This is a genomic window from Roseivirga ehrenbergii, from assembly GCF_001593005.1.
Taxonomy (GTDB): Bacteria; Bacteroidota; Bacteroidia; order Cytophagales; family Cyclobacteriaceae; genus Roseivirga; species Roseivirga ehrenbergii.
In genome coordinates this window covers 229402-249718 of record NZ_LQZQ01000002.1, presented here as the reverse complement: position 1 = coordinate 249718, position 20317 = coordinate 229402, and the positions used below count along the sequence as shown (strand labels likewise).

20 protein-coding genes are annotated in these 20317 nt (G+C 40.1%); 11 read left to right on the top strand and 9 right to left on the bottom strand.

Annotated elements, in window-relative coordinates:
• Positions 1 to 76: 76 nt before the first annotated feature.
• The 3 genes from MB14_RS03085 to MB14_RS03075 all read right to left on the bottom strand — a co-directional run bounded on the left by MB14_RS03085 (position 77) and on the right by MB14_RS03075 (position 4606).
• Positions 77 to 286 carry a hypothetical protein gene (locus MB14_RS03085; RefSeq protein WP_062588591.1) on the bottom strand — a complete coding sequence of 70 codons (210 nt, stop codon included), beginning with the start codon at positions 284 to 286 and terminating at the stop codon, positions 77 to 79.
• Between the two features lie 335 nt (positions 287 to 621).
• Positions 622 to 1824 carry a beta-helix domain-containing protein gene (locus MB14_RS03080; RefSeq protein WP_062588583.1) on the bottom strand — a complete coding sequence of 401 codons (1203 nt, stop codon included), beginning with the start codon at positions 1822 to 1824 and terminating at the stop codon, positions 622 to 624.
• Positions 1825 to 1858: 34 nt separating this feature from the next.
• Positions 1859 to 4606 (bottom strand): TonB-dependent receptor, encoded by a 2748-nt coding sequence (locus MB14_RS03075; protein WP_084375945.1) that lies wholly within the window; start codon positions 4604 to 4606, stop codon positions 1859 to 1861.
• A gap of 287 nt (positions 4607 to 4893) precedes the next feature.
• Between MB14_RS03075 and MB14_RS03070 the strand changes: the two genes are divergently transcribed.
• The 3 genes from MB14_RS03070 (at position 4894) to MB14_RS03060 (ending at position 7318) form a co-directional block, all read left to right on the top strand.
• On the top strand, positions 4894 to 5799 hold the full coding sequence (locus MB14_RS03070; RefSeq protein ID WP_062588580.1) for a TIGR01777 family oxidoreductase: 906 nt from the start codon (positions 4894 to 4896) through the stop codon (positions 5797 to 5799).
• 151 nt (positions 5800 to 5950) lie between these two features.
• On the top strand, positions 5951 to 6655 hold the full coding sequence (locus tag MB14_RS03065) for an LOG family protein (RefSeq protein WP_062588578.1): 705 nt from the start codon (positions 5951 to 5953) through the stop codon (positions 6653 to 6655).
• Positions 6656 to 6658: 3 nt separating this feature from the next.
• Positions 6659 to 7318 carry an HAD family hydrolase gene (locus MB14_RS03060; RefSeq protein ID WP_062588576.1) on the top strand — a complete coding sequence of 220 codons (660 nt, stop codon included), beginning with the start codon at positions 6659 to 6661 and terminating at the stop codon, positions 7316 to 7318.
• A 56-nt stretch (positions 7319 to 7374) separates the two neighbouring features.
• Here MB14_RS03060 and MB14_RS03055 read toward each other — a convergent pair whose 3' ends face one another.
• The 6 genes from MB14_RS03055 to MB14_RS03035 form a co-directional block, all read right to left on the bottom strand.
• On the bottom strand, positions 7375 to 8658 hold the full coding sequence (locus tag MB14_RS03055) for an STN domain-containing protein (RefSeq protein WP_062588574.1): 1284 nt from the start codon (positions 8656 to 8658) through the stop codon (positions 7375 to 7377).
• Positions 8659 to 8755: 97 nt separating this feature from the next.
• Entirely contained in the window at positions 8756 to 9388 is a 633-nt protein-coding gene (locus MB14_RS03050; RefSeq protein ID WP_132644049.1) for a hypothetical protein, read from the bottom strand.
• A gap of 122 nt (positions 9389 to 9510) precedes the next feature.
• On the bottom strand, positions 9511 to 10494 hold the full coding sequence (locus MB14_RS03045; RefSeq protein ID WP_062588570.1) for a FecR family protein: 984 nt from the start codon (positions 10492 to 10494) through the stop codon (positions 9511 to 9513).
• 57 nt (positions 10495 to 10551) lie between these two features.
• Positions 10552 to 11124, bottom strand: coding sequence for an RNA polymerase sigma-70 factor (locus MB14_RS03040; RefSeq protein ID WP_062588568.1), 573 nt, complete (start codon positions 11122 to 11124; stop codon positions 10552 to 10554).
• 188 nt (positions 11125 to 11312) lie between these two features.
• Positions 11313 to 11510, bottom strand: a complete 198-nt coding sequence (locus tag MB14_RS18905; protein ID WP_132644048.1) for a hypothetical protein — start codon at positions 11508 to 11510, stop codon at positions 11313 to 11315.
• A 6-nt stretch (positions 11511 to 11516) separates the two neighbouring features.
• Entirely contained in the window at positions 11517 to 11699 is a 183-nt protein-coding gene (locus tag MB14_RS03035; protein ID WP_062588566.1) for a hypothetical protein, read from the bottom strand.
• Positions 11700 to 12096: 397 nt separating this feature from the next.
• Between MB14_RS03035 and MB14_RS03025 the strand changes: the two genes are divergently transcribed.
• The 8 genes from MB14_RS03025 (at position 12097) to MB14_RS02990 (ending at position 20316) form a co-directional block, all read left to right on the top strand.
• The gene (locus MB14_RS03025) at positions 12097 to 12717 is read left to right on the top strand and encodes a hypothetical protein (protein WP_062588563.1); all 621 of its coding nucleotides are present in this window, start codon (positions 12097 to 12099) and stop codon (positions 12715 to 12717) included.
• Positions 12714 to 13022 carry a winged helix-turn-helix domain-containing protein gene (locus MB14_RS03020; protein WP_084375943.1) on the top strand — a complete coding sequence of 103 codons (309 nt, stop codon included), beginning with the start codon at positions 12714 to 12716 and terminating at the stop codon, positions 13020 to 13022. Before MB14_RS03025 ends, MB14_RS03020 begins: the two co-directional genes overlap by 4 nt.
• Before the next feature lie 53 nt (positions 13023 to 13075).
• Positions 13076 to 14425 (top strand): cell envelope integrity protein CreD, encoded by a 1350-nt coding sequence (gene creD / locus MB14_RS03015; RefSeq protein ID WP_062588559.1) that lies wholly within the window; start codon positions 13076 to 13078, stop codon positions 14423 to 14425.
• Positions 14415 to 15413, top strand: a complete 999-nt coding sequence (locus tag MB14_RS03010) for an endonuclease/exonuclease/phosphatase family protein (protein ID WP_084375942.1) — start codon at positions 14415 to 14417, stop codon at positions 15411 to 15413. The genes creD and MB14_RS03010 overlap by 11 nt, the downstream gene beginning before the upstream one ends.
• A 59-nt stretch (positions 15414 to 15472) precedes the next feature.
• On the top strand, positions 15473 to 15904 hold the full coding sequence (locus MB14_RS03005) for a hypothetical protein (protein WP_221405453.1): 432 nt from the start codon (positions 15473 to 15475) through the stop codon (positions 15902 to 15904).
• Positions 15905 to 16014: 110 nt separating this feature from the next.
• A complete protein-coding gene (gene uvrA, locus MB14_RS03000; protein WP_062588553.1) occupies positions 16015 to 18882 on the top strand; it encodes an excinuclease ABC subunit UvrA in 2868 nt (955 codons plus the stop codon).
• Positions 18883 to 19034: 152 nt separating this feature from the next.
• Positions 19035 to 19373 carry a hypothetical protein gene (locus MB14_RS02995; RefSeq protein ID WP_062588551.1) on the top strand — a complete coding sequence of 113 codons (339 nt, stop codon included), beginning with the start codon at positions 19035 to 19037 and terminating at the stop codon, positions 19371 to 19373.
• The gene (locus MB14_RS02990) at positions 19348 to 20316 is read left to right on the top strand and encodes an IS3 family transposase (RefSeq protein ID WP_089082144.1); all 969 of its coding nucleotides are present in this window, start codon (positions 19348 to 19350) and stop codon (positions 20314 to 20316) included. The genes MB14_RS02995 and MB14_RS02990 overlap by 26 nt, the downstream gene beginning before the upstream one ends.
• Position 20317: the final 1 nt, after the last annotated feature.

Here is a 20317-nt window from a genome sequence, read left to right as displayed (position 1 = left end):
TGAAAGGAGGGCTAGCAATTGTTATATCAAACCAGAAATCCTCCTGAGCCAGAAAAAATGTCTAAAACAGTTCATCTTACTTGAGCTTATTAATTTTAAACGAATCTTTTTGATGGCCTTCTTCAATTTGAATTGACCCTTTATACTTTAAAACCTTATCAAGCTGCTCCGATTTGTGCTTGTTATTGATTTTGGAAAGGGTAATTGCTCCAAACCAACTAATCAATGTAAGTATGATCAGACCCCAACCCCAACTTGTTATCTCTATTGATACTATCCATTCCATTGCCTACGCTTTAAAGTGTTTTCAATTTCCTTTCAAGTATACTTTTGAGTAGCACTCAGCAATAAGCAACAAAAAAGGGACTGATTTTCAGTCTGTTAAAACCTTAAATCGCGTCCCGCTATAAATGTACTGACTTAATTTTACTCTTGTCAAGTAAAAACCCCAGAACTTACCCACTACTTTTACACTTGATTTACAATTATCTATTACATTATAAATCAATGGTTTAATTTGATTGTTCATGGTGTTTCGAATTATCAAATACCTCCAAAACCAAAAAAGACGCCCATTGCTGAGCGTCTTCTCTGTGAAATATATGCTAACCTTCTAATGAATTAGAAGCTAAAGCCAGTCCAAGCAAAGATTGAAGTGTTTACAACAGAAGTTGTCCCTGAAGTAATAGTAACTGTACCGTTTGATGTAGTAGGTACATTATCTACATCAGTAGTTCTTTTAATATCAGTAATATCTAACCCGTTAGCAGGATTAGCAGTACCTGTAATTGAAGTGGCATCAATTGCAACACCTTTTCCATCTGTTAAATCAACCAAGTCACCAGCAGTAGCGCCAGCACCTAAAGCCACATAAAGGTTAGTGATAACCGCTCCTGAACCTCTTCTGATTTTTACCATGTCAGACATTTCAACTGCAGCATTGTGGATGATAGTGATACCATCAATTTTAGGGTTAGACTGACCAGCGTCTTGTGGAGAGTTACCGTCTAAGTTACCATCGGCTTCGATACCACGTGGGTCAGAAGTTACAGCCACAAAGCCAGCTTGTCTGATTCCGTAAAAGTTAGTGTTGTTTTGACCAACATAACCTTGTGTCCAGTCGAACATGTCGTCTTTAGCGTTAGCTACCAAAAGGTTGCTTACACTAACAGATCCACCAAACCACTCAACAGCGTCATCGTCACCGTATAAAACAGCAAGGTTGCTTACTGTTGTTCCAGAACCAACACCGTAGAAAGTTACACCGTTAAATTCTTTGTCACCGTTAATACGAGCACCAGTGTATTCAACAATTAGATAAGTGATGTCACCTGAATCGTCAGTAGCGTTAGTTCCACCATAAGTGTAATCTACAACTTCCGTAGTAGCAGTTCCGCCACCAGAAATTGGAGCATTACCCATGATTAAAAGGCCGCCCCAGTCGCCTGAAGCAGGGTTAGCAGCACCTGAAGTCATTTTTACAGGAGCAGCAGCAGTACCATTCACAAAGATTTGAGCGCCTTGCTCAACAGCAATGTAAACGTTAGTTCCGCCCGCCTGAGCTTTGATAGTAGTACCGGCATCGATTGTTAATTTAGCACCGCTAGCTACACTCAAAGGGCCAGTTAATACCCACTCTTGGGCGTTTGACAAAGTAATACTAGAAGTGATTTCTCCTTTTAAGTCAGCAGCATCTAGATCAACATCGCTTTGTGATGAAATCACACCGTCCTTAGTTTGAACTGGAGCAGGATCGTCATCAGTACATCCGAAAATAACGGCACATAGTGCGGCCATTGCAAAGTAATTCTTAAGAGTTTTCATAAAAATGGATTAGAATTTTTGATTAGGTTTTGTTTTAAAATGTATAATTGATTCCGAAAGAAACGTTCATGCCTCTTTTATAGCTATTAATGATGGTATCGCTACCGTTGTTAAGTTCTTTGGTTAGTTTAAACGCTGGGTTCAATAAGTTTTTTAAGCTCAGGTTTAGTCCCAAGTGCTGTCCTAGTTTTGTTCTTGTGATAAAGTCCAAAGTAGGAACACCTTTCTCCATAATATTCTGGCTTCCGGCCGTTCCTAAAGAGAAGATTCTATCGCTGAAGTAATTCATTACTACTGAAGTAGTAAAATCAAGTCCTTCTCTTTCAATCTGGTAAGTAAGGTCTGCATTGATCAATAAAGGAGAAGCACCTTCAAGTTTATCTTCTGCATTTGTAAATCTTACTGTTAAAGCATCGGTTGGAACATCAACCAATTTTTGATTTGAATAGAGGTATGAAACGTTCAAACCAAAGTTTAGAAGCTTCATGCTATTGTCGTCACCATATTGTTGGATCAACGATTTTTTTAATTCCAATTCAACACCCGCAACATTGGCGTTTCCGGTGTTTACATAAGAAAGCTCGTTGGCCGCTGAGTTTACTTGAACCCTGTTCAATGCATCTTCAACTCTTTTGTAAAAACCTGTAACAGAAACTAATTCTGTGTTGGTGAAGTACCAGTCATACTTAAGGTCGAGGTTGTAGTTGTTCGATGGTCTTAAGAATGGGTTACCAAAGCTTGAGAAGTTTACATCCTCATAAAGGAAAGGCGCCACTTCTTTAAATTGAGGCAAGGTATAGGTTTTGCTACCTGCCAGTCTCACTACTTTATCGTCTGTGATGTCGTATTTTACATTAACGCTTGGAAGAACGTATGATTCCGAAACCGTGTTAATGTTATTGTTGAAAGTGTTACGGTCAAGGTTGGTGTCCCAAATTACATCTTGCTCAATTTGCTCATAACGTAGACCAAAGTTTAAAAGTAAAGCTGAATTGAACTCACGAGCGTAGTTGACTAAACCAGCATAAATTCTTCTGTCACCGTTATAAGTTATCGGAACGAAAGCGTCTACACCATTTCCGTTGGCTGTTAGAATGTTGAACACACCATTGTCTAAAGACGGTTGGTTGAACAATCCATCAGGATTATCTCTATCTACATCTGTAGGTGCATCAAAATTGAAGTTGAATTGCATTGCAGAGAAGTCTCTTTTGGTATTTCTGTAGTTAGCACCAAACTGGAATTGGTTGAGCGATTCTTCAGAGTTCATTTTCACGGTTAACAAAGCGCGAGCCGCGTAATCTTTCTCTTCTAATTCAGAATAGAATCTGTGGTTGGCTGCTGCAGAACCAGAAACGGTTTCGTAGTTAATGCCATCAAAAGCGTAGCTATTGGTTCTTCTGTCAGGCTCATTTCCTTGTACTAAGTTGTATGAAGCACCTAAGTCAAGCGAAATGTTTTTGTTCAACTCAAAGTAAGAAAGCAATTGGTTTACATAGAGTCTGTTATTGTTTTCTTGCTGTCTTCTGATAAATGATTTTTCAGCAATAGGGTTGCTAGCATCATCGTAAATACTTGCATGAAAACCATTGAAATTACCTACGCTTTGGTTGTTGTCATGAATGTAAGTTCCGTTGTATGATACGAAATTGTTTTCGCCTATTTCGTATTTCAAGTTGCCCATTAATACCTGAGAAACATGGTATTCGTATTTATCAAAAGTAAGGTCTTTACTTCTTCCACCTTCAGGGGTAATATCTCTTGTAACACCATTTTGGTAAGTGAAGTCAGAGCTATGAGAAGCCACCAAGAAGGTGCTTAACGCATTGGCTCCTAGCTGAAATTTCTTTCCGGCATTTAATGATAAACCAAAGTTGATTGGAGTACCAGCTTTAGTTGGCTCGAATGAGTTTTTAAAATCGTATTTATTTAAATCCGTAATTGGGCTTGTTGGGTTATCTACCGTTCCGAATTTGCTAGTTCCGCTTGCACTATAAAAGTCTTCAGAAATGGTTTGTGTGTTGATACCAGAAGAAACTCCGATTTGAAAAATGTCTTCGTTACCTAATTCCTTTGAAGTAATGTTAATGTTTGCTCCAGCTACATCGCCATAAAGGCTTGCACCAAATGCTTTGTTTACATCAATGCTGTTAATGATGTCTGAAGTAAAAAAGCTTAATGCTATGTTTTTGTATTCAGGGTCTTCAGACGGAAGCGGAAGGTTGTTTAATGATGTGCTGTTGTATCTATCGCCTAAACCACGAACAAATACGTTTTTAGCTCCTTGTTGCTTACTTACACCAGTTACTTTAGTAACAGCACCTTCGGCATTGCTCACTCCTTTTCTTGAAAGTTCTTTTGCTCCAATAGACTGTAGCATTTGTAAAGACTCTCTCTGAAGCATAATCATGGCAATATCAGAGTCTTTTTCTGTTTTAGCTGTAACCACCACATCTTCTAGATTAGTTGATCCAGCACTCATTGAAGCAGTGATTTCAGTTACTTTTCCTGCAGTAACTACTATGTTTTTTAATTCTAAAGTTTCGTAACCAACAAACCTTACCTCTACCGTGTAAGTACCTGGAGTTACACCATCAATTCTGAAAAGGCCATCGAAATCAGTGTTTGAACCTTTCTGGGTTCCTTGAATTAATACCGTAGCAAAAGGAAGTGGCTCATCATTCGCGTCTTTGTCTGTAATCTTTCCGGCTATTATTCCGACTTCTTGAGCTGTCACCATCCATGACCAACTCATCATTAATAAAAACAAAAATAATCTCATAAGTACTGTTCTATATTTCACGGTACAAAGAACGTGTACTGAGGTAAAGTGTAGGTTACACCTGTATTAAACGTTTATGAGACTAATGTTATATTCAGAAGTGTTAGCTTAACATTAGCGTAACGTAAAGTAGTCAATACATTGAATATGCCAACTTTAACGATTAACTGTTCGTAATACAGGCTAGATCGTTGATTTTTATAAACTGCGAGTTTGGCTAAAACCATTCTGTTTTTGATGGGTTAGTATAGGTATTAGCTCATACCAACTTTTAAAACCACATAATTATGTCTAAGTCAATATTAATTTCTGGAGGAACAGGGTTGGTAGGTTCCGAGCTGGTTACTCTTCTAAAAGGAGCAGGGCACCAGGTGCGTTTGCTAAGTCGTTCAAAGGGCAAAGGAGAAAGCGTTCCTGTTTACCAATGGGATTACAAGAATAACTATATAGAAGAAGGTGCTTTTGATGGGGTAGATACCCTTGTACATTTAGCGGGGGCTGGGGTTGCCGATAAGCGATGGACAAAAGAACGAAAAGAGGAAATATTAAAAAGCCGCACGCAGACCTCTGATTTGCTTTATGAAAAGCTCAAGAACACAAATCATTCGGTAAGAACTTTGGTGGCGGCATCGGCTATCGGCTATTATGGCATGGATACTGGCGATGTAAATCTTAGAGAAGATTCACCAGCAGGGCACGATTTTTTAGCCGATGTTGTTACGGCATGGGAAGATTCAACTAGCCGATTTACAGAACTTGGTATTCGTGTGGTTCAAATTAGGATTGGGGTGGTGCTGAGTAATGATGGGGGCGCTTTACCAAAGCTACTAGCCCCACCAGTGGCGGCTCCATTGGCCAGTGGTAAACAATATATGAGCTGGGTACATATCAGTGATTTGGTTAGAATATTATGTAAATCAGTGGAGGATGTAAATATGATTGGCCCGTACAATGCAGTAGCTCCTGAACCTTTAACTAATAAAGAATTTACGAAAAGGGCGGCAAAAGCATTTGGGAAACTCTATTTGCCAATTCCTGTTCCAAAATTTGTTTTGCACCTAGTATTAGGCGAAATGGCACAGGTGGTAACAGGAGGCAATAAAGTGAGCGCTTACAAAATCAATAAAACTGGTTATGACTTTAAATTCACAAGGCTGCAAAATGCTTTGGAAGATTTAGCAAAAAACAAGTAAGTTGTAGAATGGTCACATTTTTAAATGTTGAAGAGCCTTCTTCCATTTTTGTTTCAAAATTCAATTTGACCTAATTATTATATTCAATAAAATAAGGCTGGCGAATAAGGAAAAGCCCTTTAATTTGCCTGCCATTAATTAAATAAAGAAAATGACAGACGAAGATAAAATTAAAAGGGCGTTTCAAGACAGAGATTGGAACGAGATTAAAACCCATGATTCTTGGGTAATTTTTAAAGTGATGGCCGAATTTGTAGAAGGCTTTGAAAAAATGGCCAAAATTGGCCCTTGCGTTTCCGTGTTCGGTTCGGCCCGTACTAAGCCAGATCATCCATACTACAAAATGGCCGAAGAAATTGCCGCTAAATTGGTGCGCCATGGTTATGGAGTTATCACTGGGGGTGGCCCAGGTATTATGGAAGCCGGTAATAAAGGGGCAAAATCTGAAAATGGTAAGTCGGTTGGGTTAAACATAGAATTACCCCATGAGCAAGGCAGCAATGTTTATATCGATCCAGATAAACTCATTTCTTTCGATTACTTCTTTGTAAGAAAAGTGATGTTTGTAAAGTACTCACAAGGCTTTGTAATTATGCCTGGTGGTTTTGGAACGCTAGACGAAATGTTTGAAGCCATTACCCTAATTCAAACCAATAAAATCGGAAAATTTCCAATTGTATTGGTAGGTAAAAAATTCTGGGCCGGCTTGTTCGACTGGGTTAGAGATGTAATGCTAACAGAAGGTAATATTAGCTCACCAGATTTAGATCTTATTAACTTAGTAGATACACCAGAAGAAGCGGTAAAGGTAATTGACGACTTCTATTCTAAATACTTACTTACTCCGAACTTCTAATCAGTGAAGCATATCATTTTTGATTGCGATGGAGTATTAATTGATACAGAAATAGTAGCGGCTGAAGTAACGGTAGATTGGTTGAGCAGTGAAAAGGTGAACATCTCGGTGGAGGAGTTTATTATTCAGCATACTGGTAAAACCTTCACCAATATTATTAACCAACTTAAGGCAGAAGGCCACTTAAAAGCAAGCTTGAAAACAGAGGCCATTGTGCCTCTGCTTGATGAGCAAATTAAGGCTAAAGTCAGACCTATTTTGGGAATATCAAATTTGCTCACTCAGGTTTCTATTCCAAAATCAGTGGTATCAAACAGTGCCGCGCATTATGTAACCGAAGCCCTTGAGAAAATAGAGGCAAGTCATCATTTTGAAAACAGGGTGTTTTCGGCTGAAATGGTTGCTCAAGCAAAGCCCAGCCCTTTGGTGTATCTATTGGCCATTGATAGGATTCAAATTCCGAGAGAAGAAATCATTGTAGTGGAAGATAGCTTTACTGGTGTTCAAGCTGCGTTGGCAGCAGGTTTAACCACTATTGGTTTTTTAGGGGGAAGTCACATTCAGCCAGGCCATGGTGAAAAGCTGAAACAGTTGGGCGTTTTTGATTTAGCCCATAGCCACGAGGAATTGGCTAGAAAAGTTAAGTTAATGATAAAGCAATAGTTAACCCTCCAAGGGTTTCAAACTCTTGGAGGGTTCATTTAAATTTTCAGCCCAAATTAAAATATGCCGAATTTGACCATGATATTAATGCTCAAGCCATCTAAGCCATTTTTGTCTAAAATCGGTTGATCAGTAGATTGGTATTTTAGGTTTGCACTTGATGCATCTCTGTAAGTTGCTCCAAATCCCACACGCAAATACTTGATCACATTCATTTCTAAATAGGCTCCAGGTTCAAAAACAAAAATTGTTCTTTGGTCTTCAATAGTGTTTAAGCCGGTGAGCGGTTGTAAACTATTATACATTACCTCTCCTAAGCCAAAGACTACCGGAAATGAAAGATGGAATGCTTTGTCTGGAAACAATGTAGCTTCTAAAAGTAACCCTCCGTAACCTCCAGAATAAGAATAATCAGCACCCAATTCCGTATCCGGTTCATTTCTGGTAAGAAACCCTTTTCCAGCTACCCCAATACCAAAATTCTTTGTGGGATTATACACCAAATGGCCTCCAAGAACAATAGCGTCCCGATCTCCAATTTCAGAATAGCCAACGGTTGGCGCTAAGTTCATTCTAAACTTATTATCCTTTGCTGGTTTCTCGGGCTTGGGTTCCTTCTCCTTTTGAGGTACTTCTTCCGTCACAATTTCACCTTTGAATTCGATAGGGAGCATGACCCTTGGGTGTACTTCATAAATGGGCACAAAAATTAAGGAGGCAAGCGTATAGTTCTCGTAAGCGGCTACTACTGTCTTAGTCTGCTTTCTTTCTTCTTGGTAGTATTCTGCTCTGGAATTTTCTAACACTAATGCTTCTGTAGAAGGACTTGAGTTCCCAATGGTCGATTTACTACTCTGTTCAGTTATGGCAGAAGTTACCGTTTCTTTTTTCGCTTCTGTTACTGAGGTTTCTTCGCGCTCTTTTTCAATAACCGGGCTTACTACTTTTTGAACGGAAGTCTTTATAGGCGGTGTGGAGGTGGTTTCCCTTTTCGTAGTGTCTGATTTTGGCACAGTTTCTTTCGGAACCCTTTTCTTCCTAATCAACAATTTGTTCCCCAGCTGCTGGCATTCCATGCCTTGGCCTCGAAACAAGATTTCTAGAACATTGCCAATGGTTTCGTCCTTCACATTGAGGGAGACCCTTTTCTTCACATCAAATACTTCTGCCGAATAAGTGAAAGCAAAATCTTCAGTTTCAATGCGTTTCAGAATATCTTCAATGGAGGTGTCATGCAGGTTTAAGGTCACTTTTCTTGAAAGCAGACTTTCCCTTTCTTGACTTAAAACAAGGAGCGGAGAAGTGAGAAGCGTTAAAAGCAAAAGTGTTTTAAGATACATTTCGGTTTGAATAGTTCTGCTTTAAAAACCAAAAGCCCAGTATAAATTACTGGACTAAAGGTCGGATTTTATTTAAATAGTTGGGTTTAACAATTTCTTAAAACTTACCGAATTTAAGGCTTATGGTTCCGCTTAATCCGCGCAAGGCATCTTTATCCATAATTGGAGCGCCAGTATCTAAATACGTTAAGTCGATGTCAGAAGTATAACGGTAATGTGCACCAAACGAAAGTCGCATAAACTTGATTACGTTTATTTCTATTTCTGCTCCAGCTTCGGTTACAAAAAAGGCTTGGCTGTCTTCTTCCCTCGCAAATTCATAGTCTCTGCCAGCTTCAACGTAAGTAACCCCGCCAGCGCCAATGAGTATCGGAAACGAAAGGTGGATTGGACTGTTTGGCATGGCAATGAACTCCATTCTAAGACCTCCATATCCACCCGCTACAGAGTATCTGTCGTTCAATTGCGTGTCGGTTTTGCGTTCGGTAACAAAGCCGGTTCCGCCAAAACCCAAACCAAACTGATGGTTGATAAGCCAAGCGCCATGGCCACCCATTAAAATGGCATGTCGATCGGCAATTTTGGAGTAGCCAGTAGTTACGGCTCCGTAACCGCCATTGCTACGAATGCCGTTGTTGTTGAAAATGGTTCTGAATTCCTGATCGGGCTCTTGGGCAAATGCGCTAAAGCCAATAAATAGAAGTGCGATTGTTAAAACTGTTGTTTTCATAATTTTTGTTTTTGACTGTTGTTGAATTGTTTTTTGAGTTTTTGACCTTTTCACTTTGCTTCCGCGAACGACCAATTCTTGAAAAGCAATGCGTTTATGTTGTTTTGATAATTGATTCTACATTAACATCCGTTTCCTTTAATAATATATGCTCCGTTATTTTCTTCTATTTCTATATCGAATAGGGCTTCAATGGCTTGCAACACATTTTCTATGGATTCATTTTCGAATCTTGTCGTCAGTGGGCAATTCATAAAGGCTGTATTTTCGAATTCATAGCCAATCCCATAAGCATTCGCAATGTCCTCCATTACTTGTTTCATTGGCGTGTTTTCGAAAACCAAAGTGCCTGTTTTCCAAGCCAAGAAATTTCCGTTTGAATTTTCCTTTTTAGATAGCTTTCCGCCTTCATCAATCACTACCTGATCGCCAGGGGCTAAAACCACCACCTCTTCTTGGGTAGAAAATCTTACTTTTCCTGTTATTAAAACCAGTTCAATTCTTTCCCCTTCTTGCGAAGCATTTAAATTGAAAGAGGTGCCTAAAACCCGAGTTTCTGTCTGTTTGGCCTTTACAATAAAAGGTTGTTCAGGATTATGTGCCACCTCAAAAAAGCCTTCCCCTTTTAAGATTACTTCTCTTTCCTTGGAAGAAAATTCTTCTGGAAAAGTGATTGAAGAGCCTTCTTTTAGCCAAACCTGCGAACCATCTGGGAGTACAGCAGCTTCACCGTTTAAGCTGGCCGCCATTAGGCTTTGCATTTCTCCAGCAGAATTGTTCATAAATTCCCTTCCTAAAAACGCTACCGTAGCAATCAGCAAAATGGCTGCAGCCACGCGCCATATTTTTGGCAACAAGAATACCTGCTTTGCTTGTTTAGGTTGAATCTTGCCTTGCACTTGCGACCAATTTTTGTCTACATCAATCGTAGTAAAATCAGCCATGGCATCAGCATGTCGCCAAGCCTGTTTCCATTTGTTAAGCAAAGCAGCATTGCCTTCATCCAGCGCCAACCAAGCTTCCACTTGCTGAAGTTCAGCCTCGGTGGCCTCTCCCTTTAAGTAGGAAAGTAGCAGGTGTTCGTCTATGGTGCTTCTGTTTTTCATTGAGTTCAGTAATATGACGGCCTAGTGATAAAACACACGTAGACCCAATTGAAAATTTTATGAAAGAATTTCTAAAGCAATGATTATCAATGCTTTTAGGTATTCAAAAAGATCGAGGCGAAGGCGTTTGAGCGCATTGCTGATCTGGGTTTCTACCGTGCGTTTCGAAATTCCGAGCTCATCGGCTATCTCTTGGTTCTTCTTTCCTTCTAATCGACTCATCTTAAAAATGAGCTGACATTGTTCGGGCAACTGGGCAATAGAATTGTAAATCATTTGTTCCAATTCCGCCTGCTCCATAAAATCAGAAGTATCGATATCGGCTCCGAAAGAAGCCGCTAGAATATTGTCGTGGTGGCCGCTACGGGTTTGTGTACTGCGGATTTGGTCCAAGCATCGATTGCGCACCGATTGGTACAGCAGCGCCTTGAGCGAAGTATGAACTTCTAGTTTTTCTCTCTGCTCATAAAATTTGACAAAGACTTCCTGAACGATGTCTTGCGCAGCATCTAGATCATTCAGAAATTTCTTAGCGAAAACAGAAAGCACTTTAAAGTACTCTCGAAATAGGCTTTCGAAAGCACTTTCGTCTCCGTTTTTGATTTGGTCAATTAATGCTTTATCGGTCAAAATATGCTCGGTTAAAAATGCTTATTCAATAAGCGCCTGAATGATTGAACCTCAGAAGTCTACAGCAAAACCTTGCTTGGACTTCTTGCTGCAAAACTAGAACATTTTTTTGGGTCGATAATATTAAGCGCTTAAGAGAAGTGGACTTTTGGTTATTAAGGAGTAGCTTGAACAACTACCGTAGTTCTTTATTTGTCGCTTTTCTGTTTTTTAGATGAAGTATAAATCAGTATCAAGAACGCCACACCAACAGCAACAATGACATAAGACCTGATTACTTCGAAGAAATAGTATTTGTGGTGTAGGCCAAACACCAAAGTCAGGATAAACAATACAGGATAAACAATATTAGAAGTACTAATAGAATAGCGGCTATAATCCTGCATGCGGTATTATTCATTACTGTGTCTTTGTTTTGATCTATTTTTCAGCCCAAGAGCAATGATGATTATAGCAGAGGCAAGAAGCACATAGGAAAAGATTTTTGAGGAGTTATTGTCTGTATTAACAAGGTTCGAGATAATGGCTATTGTTGTTAAAATCAGCCCCACAATCCAGTAATAGTTCTTTTTCATAATTCTTAAATTAAGAATGCTTGGTTTTTCTTTTAAAAGCAAAGTAACTCACAATGAGGCAAAATGGAGGAATAATGTAGGCGAGCTTAAAGTAGACAGCAGTCGATTCATTTTTTGGCATTAGAACAATAGTGAGCAGGCTAACCAAGCCTAGTATTAAAAAAACAAATCCTAATAATTTTCTTGTGTTCATCAGTGTAGTTGAATGACTCACTTCGTTTAAACTACTTGCATAATCATTTTCTAACATAGAATCGATCTATCCTAAAGGACAATTATACATATAATATTCAATTTAGTAGAGATGTTGAATTGGTAGAAGGCAAAGGTTTTTTCTTCAGATAATATTGCATCATCAAAACAAATCATTTACTTTGTGACTCAAAGTACTTTTAATATGAATAAGGATTACTTGAAAGACATCTCTGAGATTCGCTCCATTATGGAGAAATCCTCACGCTTTATTTCCTTAAGTGGGTTAACGGGGGTTTTGGCCGGAATTTATGCGTTGATTGGTGCATTCATAGCCAATAAGCTGATTTATAACAGCAGTACCATTCTCTACCACGACATGCTCAACCAGCGGCAAGTGTCAGAAAACTTGACTTGGCTAATTGTAGATTTAGTGGCCGTTTTTGTTTTGGCCGTGGGCACAGGGGTGTACTTCACTACTAAAAAAGCAAAGAAGCACGGTGTTAAAACTTGGGACGATAGCGCCAAAAGAGTAATTCTAAACCTGATGATTCCGCTGGTAATTGGTGGGCTTTTCGTGATGATTCTGTATACTCGTGGCTTTATTTCGCTTATGGCTCCAGCCACGCTTATCTTTTACGGTATGGCATTGATTAACGCCAGTAAATATACCTTTAGAGATATTCGCTATTTGGGCATTATTCAAGCAGGTCTTGGGCTTTTGGCTTGTCTTAGTCCTGGTTATGGTTTACTCATTTGGGCCTTGGGTTTTGGCGTAATGCACATTGTATACGGTGCGGTAATGTACTTTAAATACGAACGTTGAAAGTTAACATACATACATTAAATAAGGCCTTTGAAAACAGGGTGAGGTTGGGCATCATGAGCGCATTGATTGCAGGCGAAGAGATGGACTTTAACCGCCTGAAGGAAATACTGGAAGTAACGGATGGTAACTTGGCCAGCCATTTAAAGGCCTTGGAAAAAGAGGAATATATAGAAGTACAGAAATCATTTGTGGGTAGAAAACCGAATACGAAATACGTGGCCACGAAAGCTGGCAAGGTGGCCTTTATGGCGCATATTGATGCGTTGGAGGCTTTAATTAAAGAACAGACAGGTAGAGGGTAATATTTTTTTATTCCTATACTTTGAAATACAAAGTACTTTTAAACTCAATTATCATGGAAGAAAAACAAGAGTCAATTTTCGAAAAAATTAACAACAACATTAAAACCTCAGTAAGTATAAAATTGCTGTCCATCGGTTTTCTAATTGCCGTATTATTAATCCCCAATTCAATGATCAAATCGTTGATCAGCGAAAGGAAAATTAATCAGATTGAAGCGGTGGAAGAGGTTTCTCAAAAATGGGGTGCACCATTGGAGATCACTGGGCCTATTCTCACCATTCCGTTTAATAGAACTCACAAAGGAGTTGAGGGTCCTTATACCACCAAACACTATGCTCATTTTCTTCCCTCACAGCTGGATGTAAAAGGTAAGCTGAACCCTGAAAAACGGAAACGAGGTATTTACGAAGTAATCGTTTACAATTCTGAGCTTAGTGCAGAAGGTCAATTTGAGGCCTTGGACTTCAGTAATTTTCAAGTGGAAGAGGAAAGCATTCTTTGGTCAGAAGCTTTTGTGTCCATCGGTATTCCAGACATGGCGGGCATCCAATCTGATATTCAGATTCAATTTGGAGAGAATACCTATCGTGCGGGTTCGGGAATTCCTGTTCAAGATTTATTGAGCTCGGGTGTTAATAGTAAAGTCGCAATTGATTCGGAGAGTAAATCCATTCCCTTTTCCTTCGATTTAAATATCAACGGAACCGAGTCGCTTTCCTTCAATCCAATTGGCAAAACCACGAATATTAGTTTGGCTTCTACTTGGCCGCACCCAAGTTTTGGTGGTCAGTTTTTACCCGATAGTTATAACATTACCGACAATGGTTTTACCGCGGAATGGTCGGTTTTCGATTTGAATCGAAATTACCCACAACAATGGGAGGGTAAGGCACATCAGATAAGCAATTCTAGTTTTGGCGTTGACCTTTATCAGCCAGTCGATAATTATCAGCGCAACACACGGTCAGCTAAATATGCCATCCTCATTCTGTTTCTCACTTTCATTACCTTCTTCTTTGTTGAAATTCTGAATAAAAAGCGGATTCATCCTATTCAATATATTCTTGTTGGGTTGGCTTTGACCGTTTTCTACACCCTGTTGCTTTCCCTTTCGGAGCAAGTTGGGTTTAATAATGCTTACCTAATCGCCTCGGCCATTATTGTGGGTATGGTTTCGCTCTACGCTAAATCAATATTACAAAGCTCGAAGCTGGCAATGGTCATGTTCGGCTTCTTCACCCTTATCTATTCCTTCATTTTCATCATCCTTCAACTCGAAGATTTTGCCCTTTTAGTAGGCAGTTTTGGCCTCGTGTTGGTTCTCGGATTCTGCATGTATTTATCTAGAAAAGTAGACTGGTATAATATCAAATCTAAAGAAATCATTAGCCATGCGTCATAAATTAAAACTCAAAATATTAATCCGGATCGGGCTTTTCTTGCTCAGAATGTACTGCCTTATGCGTCAGCCTAAAAACAAGGAAAGGGCTTTGGCGGCTGTGCTATTATTGCCTGCGCTTTTACTGCTGATCCCAACCTATACCTTTACACTTACCCTGTTTCAATCCTTCTTATTTCAGGCCATGTTGGTTTATGGCCTTTTGAGTATATTCTGGATTATTAAGCACCATTACCGTTTGGCGGGCATCAACTTTTCTATTTATCTGTTGCTGTTGATTAAGATCAATAGCCCCATTGGTCTGGGTTATCAAATTACTCAAGGCAAAGAGCAGATGACAGTGCTTCAATTTAATGTGTTGGCTACCAATGAAGCCTATGAAAGCACCATTGATAGAGTGATTCAGCTATCACCCGATTTTGTTTCCTTTCAGGAAGTAAGTGCGGAATGGGCAACCGAATTAAAGAAAGGGCTAGCCATTGATTATCCGTTTTCTAAAGTGGTGAGTAATGATGATGCCAGCCAAGGCATTGCGGTGTTCAGCAAACATCCATTAATCGATACTGAAATCGTGGAATGGGCGGGCACTACCAATATTATTGGAAAGGTGAAAATGCATGAGGAGGAAATTAACTTTCTGGCCTTGCATACCCGTTCGCCAACCACTCGATTAAAATGGAATACCCGCAACGAACACTTGAATATAGCTAAGGAATACATCAGTGAAAAGAAAGGCGAGTTTCTGGTATTAGGTGACTTCAACACTGTGCCTTGGGACAACCGCTTGAAGAACTTCAAATCGACTACCGACTTGCAAGATAGCCGTAAAAAGCTGACGCCAACTTTTCCTGCTTGGAACCCTTACTTGGCCCAAATCCCGATTGACTATATCTTCCATTCTAAAGGGATTGGCTGTCGTTCTTTGGACTCTGTCAAAATTACTTCAGATCATCTCGCCATTATGGGCACTTATGAATTGAGGGGGATGTGATGGATAGAGAATTGGCAATGAGAAGGGTTTTCAAACTCTGTTTGTGCTACATACCTTTGATGTTGGGGTATTTATTATTGAGACAGTATTCGCCCATTATTTTTAAAGACTATGAGTTAGAAGAGAATTTTCTGACGTTTATTGTCTTTAGTATTCCCGTTTTAGCAATATCGATTTTTGTCATAGACTATTTCAAAAATTGGAGAGACAGATATTGGTTTGCTAGCTTTTTTCTAGCAGTTGGATTTGCCTTCTTCACTTGGCTCACGGCCATGATTTTCGTTTTTCTCGGTGAAGGCTCCAACGATCGAGAAAGAATTCTTTATGAACACAAGTACTATTCGGATAGAAAGATCATTCTTGAGGAGAACTATGACTCACATCAAAGGCGAATTATCATGGTCTCTGATTTCACACCTTGGTTTCAATGGGTTCGAGAAGTTGATATAAACAAGGTGGATCTCAAACGTTGGAAAAAAGTGAGCCGTTGATACACCTAATAATTAGCCCTCCAACTCCAAACATTAATAATCAACCCTAAGTTGTAATTCCATCTGTAAATCCTGACCTTTGCCAATTGTCTGTTTTTGGCAGCACATCCATGGAAAAACTCAAGGAAAACGTAAAAATCGATCTCGCTCCAATAGACCTTTCTGGTCATGAAAACATAGAAATTTTCGGGGCGCGAGAACACAACCTCAAGAACATTGACACGGTAATTCCGCGAAATAAACTGGTCGTAATTACTGGTATTTCCGGCTCCGGAAAATCATCCTTGGCTTTCGATACCATTTATGCCGAAGGTCAGCGCAGGTACATGGAAAGTTTTTCGGCCTACGCCCGTTCTTTTATTGGCGATATGGAACGGCCCGATGTAGATAAAATCAACGGCCTTAGTCCGGTAATTTCCATCGAACAAAAAACCACTTCGAAAAACCCGCGTTCTACGGTGGGTACACTTACTGAGATTTACGATTTTCTCCGCCTCTTTTATGCCCGGGCGGGCGAAGCCTATTCTTACAATACAGGCAAAAAAATGATTCGTCAGTCAGAAGATCAAGTGATTGACCACCTGATTGAAAATTTCGAAGGAAAGAAATTGATTCTTTTGGCGCCAGTGGTCAAAGGTAGAAAAGGGCACTATCGCGAACTCTTTGTGCAGATTCGCAAAATGGGCTTCACCAAAGTGCGCATTGATGGTGTGGTGCTTGACATGGAGCCGAAGATGCAAGTGGACCGTTACAAAACCCACGATATAGAAATTGTGGTCGATCGAATTATAGCCAAAAAAGAAGACCGTTACCGCATTGCGCAAAGCGTAAAAACCGCCATGACCCATGGAAAGGGAGTGATTATGGTGCGCGATGAAGAAGGAACTGTCCATCATTTCTCTAAGTATTTGATGGATCCGGAAAGCGGCTTATCATATGATGAACCTGCCCCAAATTCCTTTTCTTTCAATTCGCCTTACGGTGCTTGCCCAAGCTGTAACGGGTTAGGGAAAGTAGAAGAAATCAGTCGTGAGGCCGTAATTCCAGACGATAAGTTGAGCATTAGCCGTGGGGGAATTGCGCCCCTAGGCGATTACCGCGACATCTGGATTTTCAAGAAAATTGAGGCCATTCTCAAACGTTATAAAGTTAGCCTGAGCACACCCATAAAGAACATTCCCGAAGAAGTAATGCACACGCTTTTGTATGGCGATGATGTGGCAGTGGCGGTAAGTTCTAAGAAATATCCGGGCACGGAATGGAACACCAAATTCGAAGGCATAATTTCTTTTCTAGAGAAACAAAAAGACGAAGGAACGGAGAAAACCCGCAAGTGGATTGAAGACTTTATGTCGGTAAAAACCTGCCCTGAATGTAATGGTGCAAGGCTAAAGAAAGAATCACTGCATTTTAAAATTGCAGAAAAGAACATTTCAGAACTGGCCCAAATGGACATTGACACCCTTTGGGACTGGTTCGAAAACCTAGAAGAGCGACTGACGGATAAGCAGAAAATCATTGCTACGGAAGTACTCAAAGAAATCAGAAAACGCATTGGCTTCTTGCTGGATGTAGGTTTGAATTACTTGATGTTAGACAGACCCCTCAGAACCCTTTCGGGTGGTGAGGCACAACGAATTCGTTTAGCGACCCAAATTGGCACACAGCTAGTTGGCGTACTTTATATCATGGATGAGCCGAGTATTGGCTTGCATCAGAGAGACAATGTGAAACTGATCAAAGCCCTTCAGGACTTACGCGATATCGGCAACACGATTATCGTGGTGGAACATGATAAGGATATGATGTTGGCTTCGGATTACATTATCGATATTGGGCCGGGCGCGGGTCGTCATGGGGGAAATGTGGTGGCTGCAGGAGAACCCGATTCATTCTTGTCGCAAGGCAGTACCACAGCTGATTATTTAAAAGGCTTTAAGAAAATTGAGGTTCCGAAAGAAAGAAGAGAGGGTAACGGAGAAAAGTTAGTGCTGAAAGGTGCGAAGGGAAACAACCTCAAAAACGTAACGCTCAAGCTCGATTTGGGCAAAATGATTTGCATTACGGGCGTTTCTGGAAGTGGAAAATCAACTCTGATTCACGAAACACTTTTTCCAATTCTGAACCAGTATTTCTTCCGTTCCAGAAAAACACCAATGGAGTATGACAGCTTCGAGGGCATTAAAAATATTGACAAAGTAATTGAAGTAGATCAGTCGCCAATTGGAAGAACGCCACGTTCGAACCCCGCTACTTACACTGGCGTTTTTAGCGATATCCGTTCGCTGTTTACCGAATTGCCAGAAGCGAAAATTAGAGGCTATAAGCCGGGGCGTTTCTCTTTCAATGTAAAGGGTGGCCGCTGCGAAACTTGCGAAGGTGCTGGAATGAAGTTGATTGAAATGGACTTTCTGCCCAACGTTCATGTGCCTTGCGAAACCTGTAAAGGAAAGCGCTATAACCGCGAAACTTTGGAGGTGCGCTACAAAGGGAAATCGATTTCTGATGTACTCGACATGACGGTTGAACAAGCGGTAGAGTTCTTCGAGCACATGCCGAAAATCTTGCGTAAAATTCAAACCCTAAACGATGTTGGTTTGGGCTACATTTCGCTTGGTCAGCATGCCACTACGCTTTCGGGTGGTGAGGCGCAGCGCGTAAAACTGGCGACAGAACTTTCCAAAAAGGACACTGGAAAAACGCTCTATATTTTGGATGAACCCACCACGGGCCTTCACTTCCAAGACATTCAACATTTACTAGATGTACTCAACCGATTGGTAGACAAAGGCAATACGGTTTTGGTGATTGAGCACAATATGGATGTAGTGAAAGTGGCCGACCATGTAATTGACTTAGGTCCAGAAGGCGGAGACAAAGGCGGAATGATTATAGCCGAAGGCACACCCGAAAAAGTAGCCAAAAGCACAAAAGGCTATACCGCTAAGTTTTTACGAGACGAGCTAGCTATTAGTTGATTGGGAAATTTGTTAAGAGTTGATCGGTAAACGGGGAATCAGTTTGATCAGGGATCAGAAATCGGTAATCATTGCAGATTTCATGCTCTTTGCAAGAATGTAAACTTTTGGCTGTCTTGTCCTGAAATAGGTTTACACAAATAAGTGTAAGAATGAATAATAGGTATGAGACAAGTTTTAAGCATAAGGTATGCCGAGAGTATTTGAAAGGTGGTGTATCGAAGGTAGAATTACAATATAGATATGGTATTGGCGGAAAGTCTGCTATAGTTAATTGGCTTCGAGATTTAGGATATCTTGCAGACGATAGAATAAAGCCTAATAGCCCAATTAAATTGTCAGCGAACGAAAAATCAGATTCTGCCCAACTCAAGGCAATCAAAAAGGAACTAGAAGATGCTCAGCTAAAGCTGGAGGCCTACCAGCGTATGATTGCAATAGCGGAGAAGAAGTTCAAGATTGAGATTGAAAAAAAGTCAGATTCCAAGTGATCCCTATCATGCGGTAAGCTTGGTAAGATTGTGTCGATTACTTGGTGTTAGCCGCCAGGCCTATTATCAGCATTTATGGGTAAGAGAAGAAAGAAGTATTGAGGAGCACCTGATAGTGCAGCAAGTACATGAGATAAGAAAGACTCACAGGCGTATGGGCGGTAGAAAACTGTATGAGTTATTAGAGCCGTTCATGCTGGAACATCAGATTAAGATGGGCAGAGATGCACTATTCGACTTACTAGGCAGAAACTACTTATTGGTTAAAAAGAGACGCAGCAGGGTTTATACCACACAATCATCTCATTGGTTGAGGAAGTATCCGAACTTGATAAAAGACCAGAGCATTGACAGAAAGAACCAAGTATGGGTGAGCGACATAACCTATTGGAAGTCAAAAAGTAAAAACTACTATATATCATTCATAACAGATGCGTACTCAAAGAAGATTGTAGGGTATAGAATAGCTGAGACACTAGAGGCAGTAGAATCAGTGAGAGCGCTCAAAATGGCTGTCTCTGGCTTAAAGAAAGAGCCAGACAGCCCTTTGTCGCTCATCCATCACTCAGACAGAGGAATACAATATTGTTGTAAAGAATATGTAAAGTTATTACAGGACAACCAGATCAACATAAGCATGACAGAGCATGGAGATCCCCTCGAAAATGCAATAGCAGAGAGAGTCAATGGCATTATAAAAAATGAATATCTGAATGACTATGAGGTAGACAACCTCACAGAAGCCAGAGCTTTGCTCAAAGAAATAGTGAAACTATACAATGAAGAAAGGCCGCACATGAGTTTAGATATGTTGACTCCAGAACTAGTACATCAACAAAACCTTAATCCAAAAGGCCTATGGAAAAACTATTACAAGAAAAAACCTGATATTGTAAACATAGATCAGGACAATCAAACAACTGTAAATCTATTACAGTACTAAA

Coding starts and splice junctions, on each gene's coding strand:
- MB14_RS03025 (WP_062588563.1), top strand. CDS start 12,097: ATGAATAAGGATTACTTGAAAGACATCTCTGAGATTCGCTCCATTATG.
- MB14_RS03055 (WP_062588574.1), bottom strand. CDS start 8,658: ATGTATCTTAAAACACTTTTGCTTTTAACGCTTCTCACTTCTCCGCTC.
- MB14_RS18905 (WP_132644048.1), bottom strand. CDS start 11,510: ATGCAGGATTATAGCCGCTATTCTATTAGTACTTCTAATATTGTTTAT.
- MB14_RS03050 (WP_132644049.1), bottom strand. CDS start 9,388: ATGAAAACAACAGTTTTAACAATCGCACTTCTATTTATTGGCTTTAGC.
- MB14_RS02995 (WP_062588551.1), top strand. CDS start 19,035: ATGAATAATAGGTATGAGACAAGTTTTAAGCATAAGGTATGCCGAGAG.
- MB14_RS03075 (WP_084375945.1), bottom strand. CDS start 4,606: ATGAGATTATTTTTGTTTTTATTAATGATGAGTTGGTCATGGATGGTG.
- MB14_RS03045 (WP_062588570.1), bottom strand. CDS start 10,494: ATGAAAAACAGAAGCACCATAGACGAACACCTGCTACTTTCCTACTTA.
- MB14_RS03070 (WP_062588580.1), top strand. CDS start 4,894: ATGTCTAAGTCAATATTAATTTCTGGAGGAACAGGGTTGGTAGGTTCC.
- MB14_RS03065 (WP_062588578.1), top strand. CDS start 5,951: ATGACAGACGAAGATAAAATTAAAAGGGCGTTTCAAGACAGAGATTGG.
- creD (WP_062588559.1), top strand. CDS start 13,076: ATGGAAGAAAAACAAGAGTCAATTTTCGAAAAAATTAACAACAACATT.
- MB14_RS03035 (WP_062588566.1), bottom strand. CDS start 11,699: ATGAAAAAGAACTATTACTGGATTGTGGGGCTGATTTTAACAACAATA.
- MB14_RS03085 (WP_062588591.1), bottom strand. CDS start 286: ATGGAATGGATAGTATCAATAGAGATAACAAGTTGGGGTTGGGGTCTG.
- uvrA (WP_062588553.1), top strand. CDS start 16,015: ATGGAAAAACTCAAGGAAAACGTAAAAATCGATCTCGCTCCAATAGAC.
- MB14_RS03005 (WP_221405453.1), top strand. CDS start 15,473: ATGTTGGGGTATTTATTATTGAGACAGTATTCGCCCATTATTTTTAAA.
- MB14_RS03010 (WP_084375942.1), top strand. CDS start 14,415: ATGCGTCATAAATTAAAACTCAAAATATTAATCCGGATCGGGCTTTTC.
- MB14_RS03080 (WP_062588583.1), bottom strand. CDS start 1,824: ATGAAAACTCTTAAGAATTACTTTGCAATGGCCGCACTATGTGCCGTT.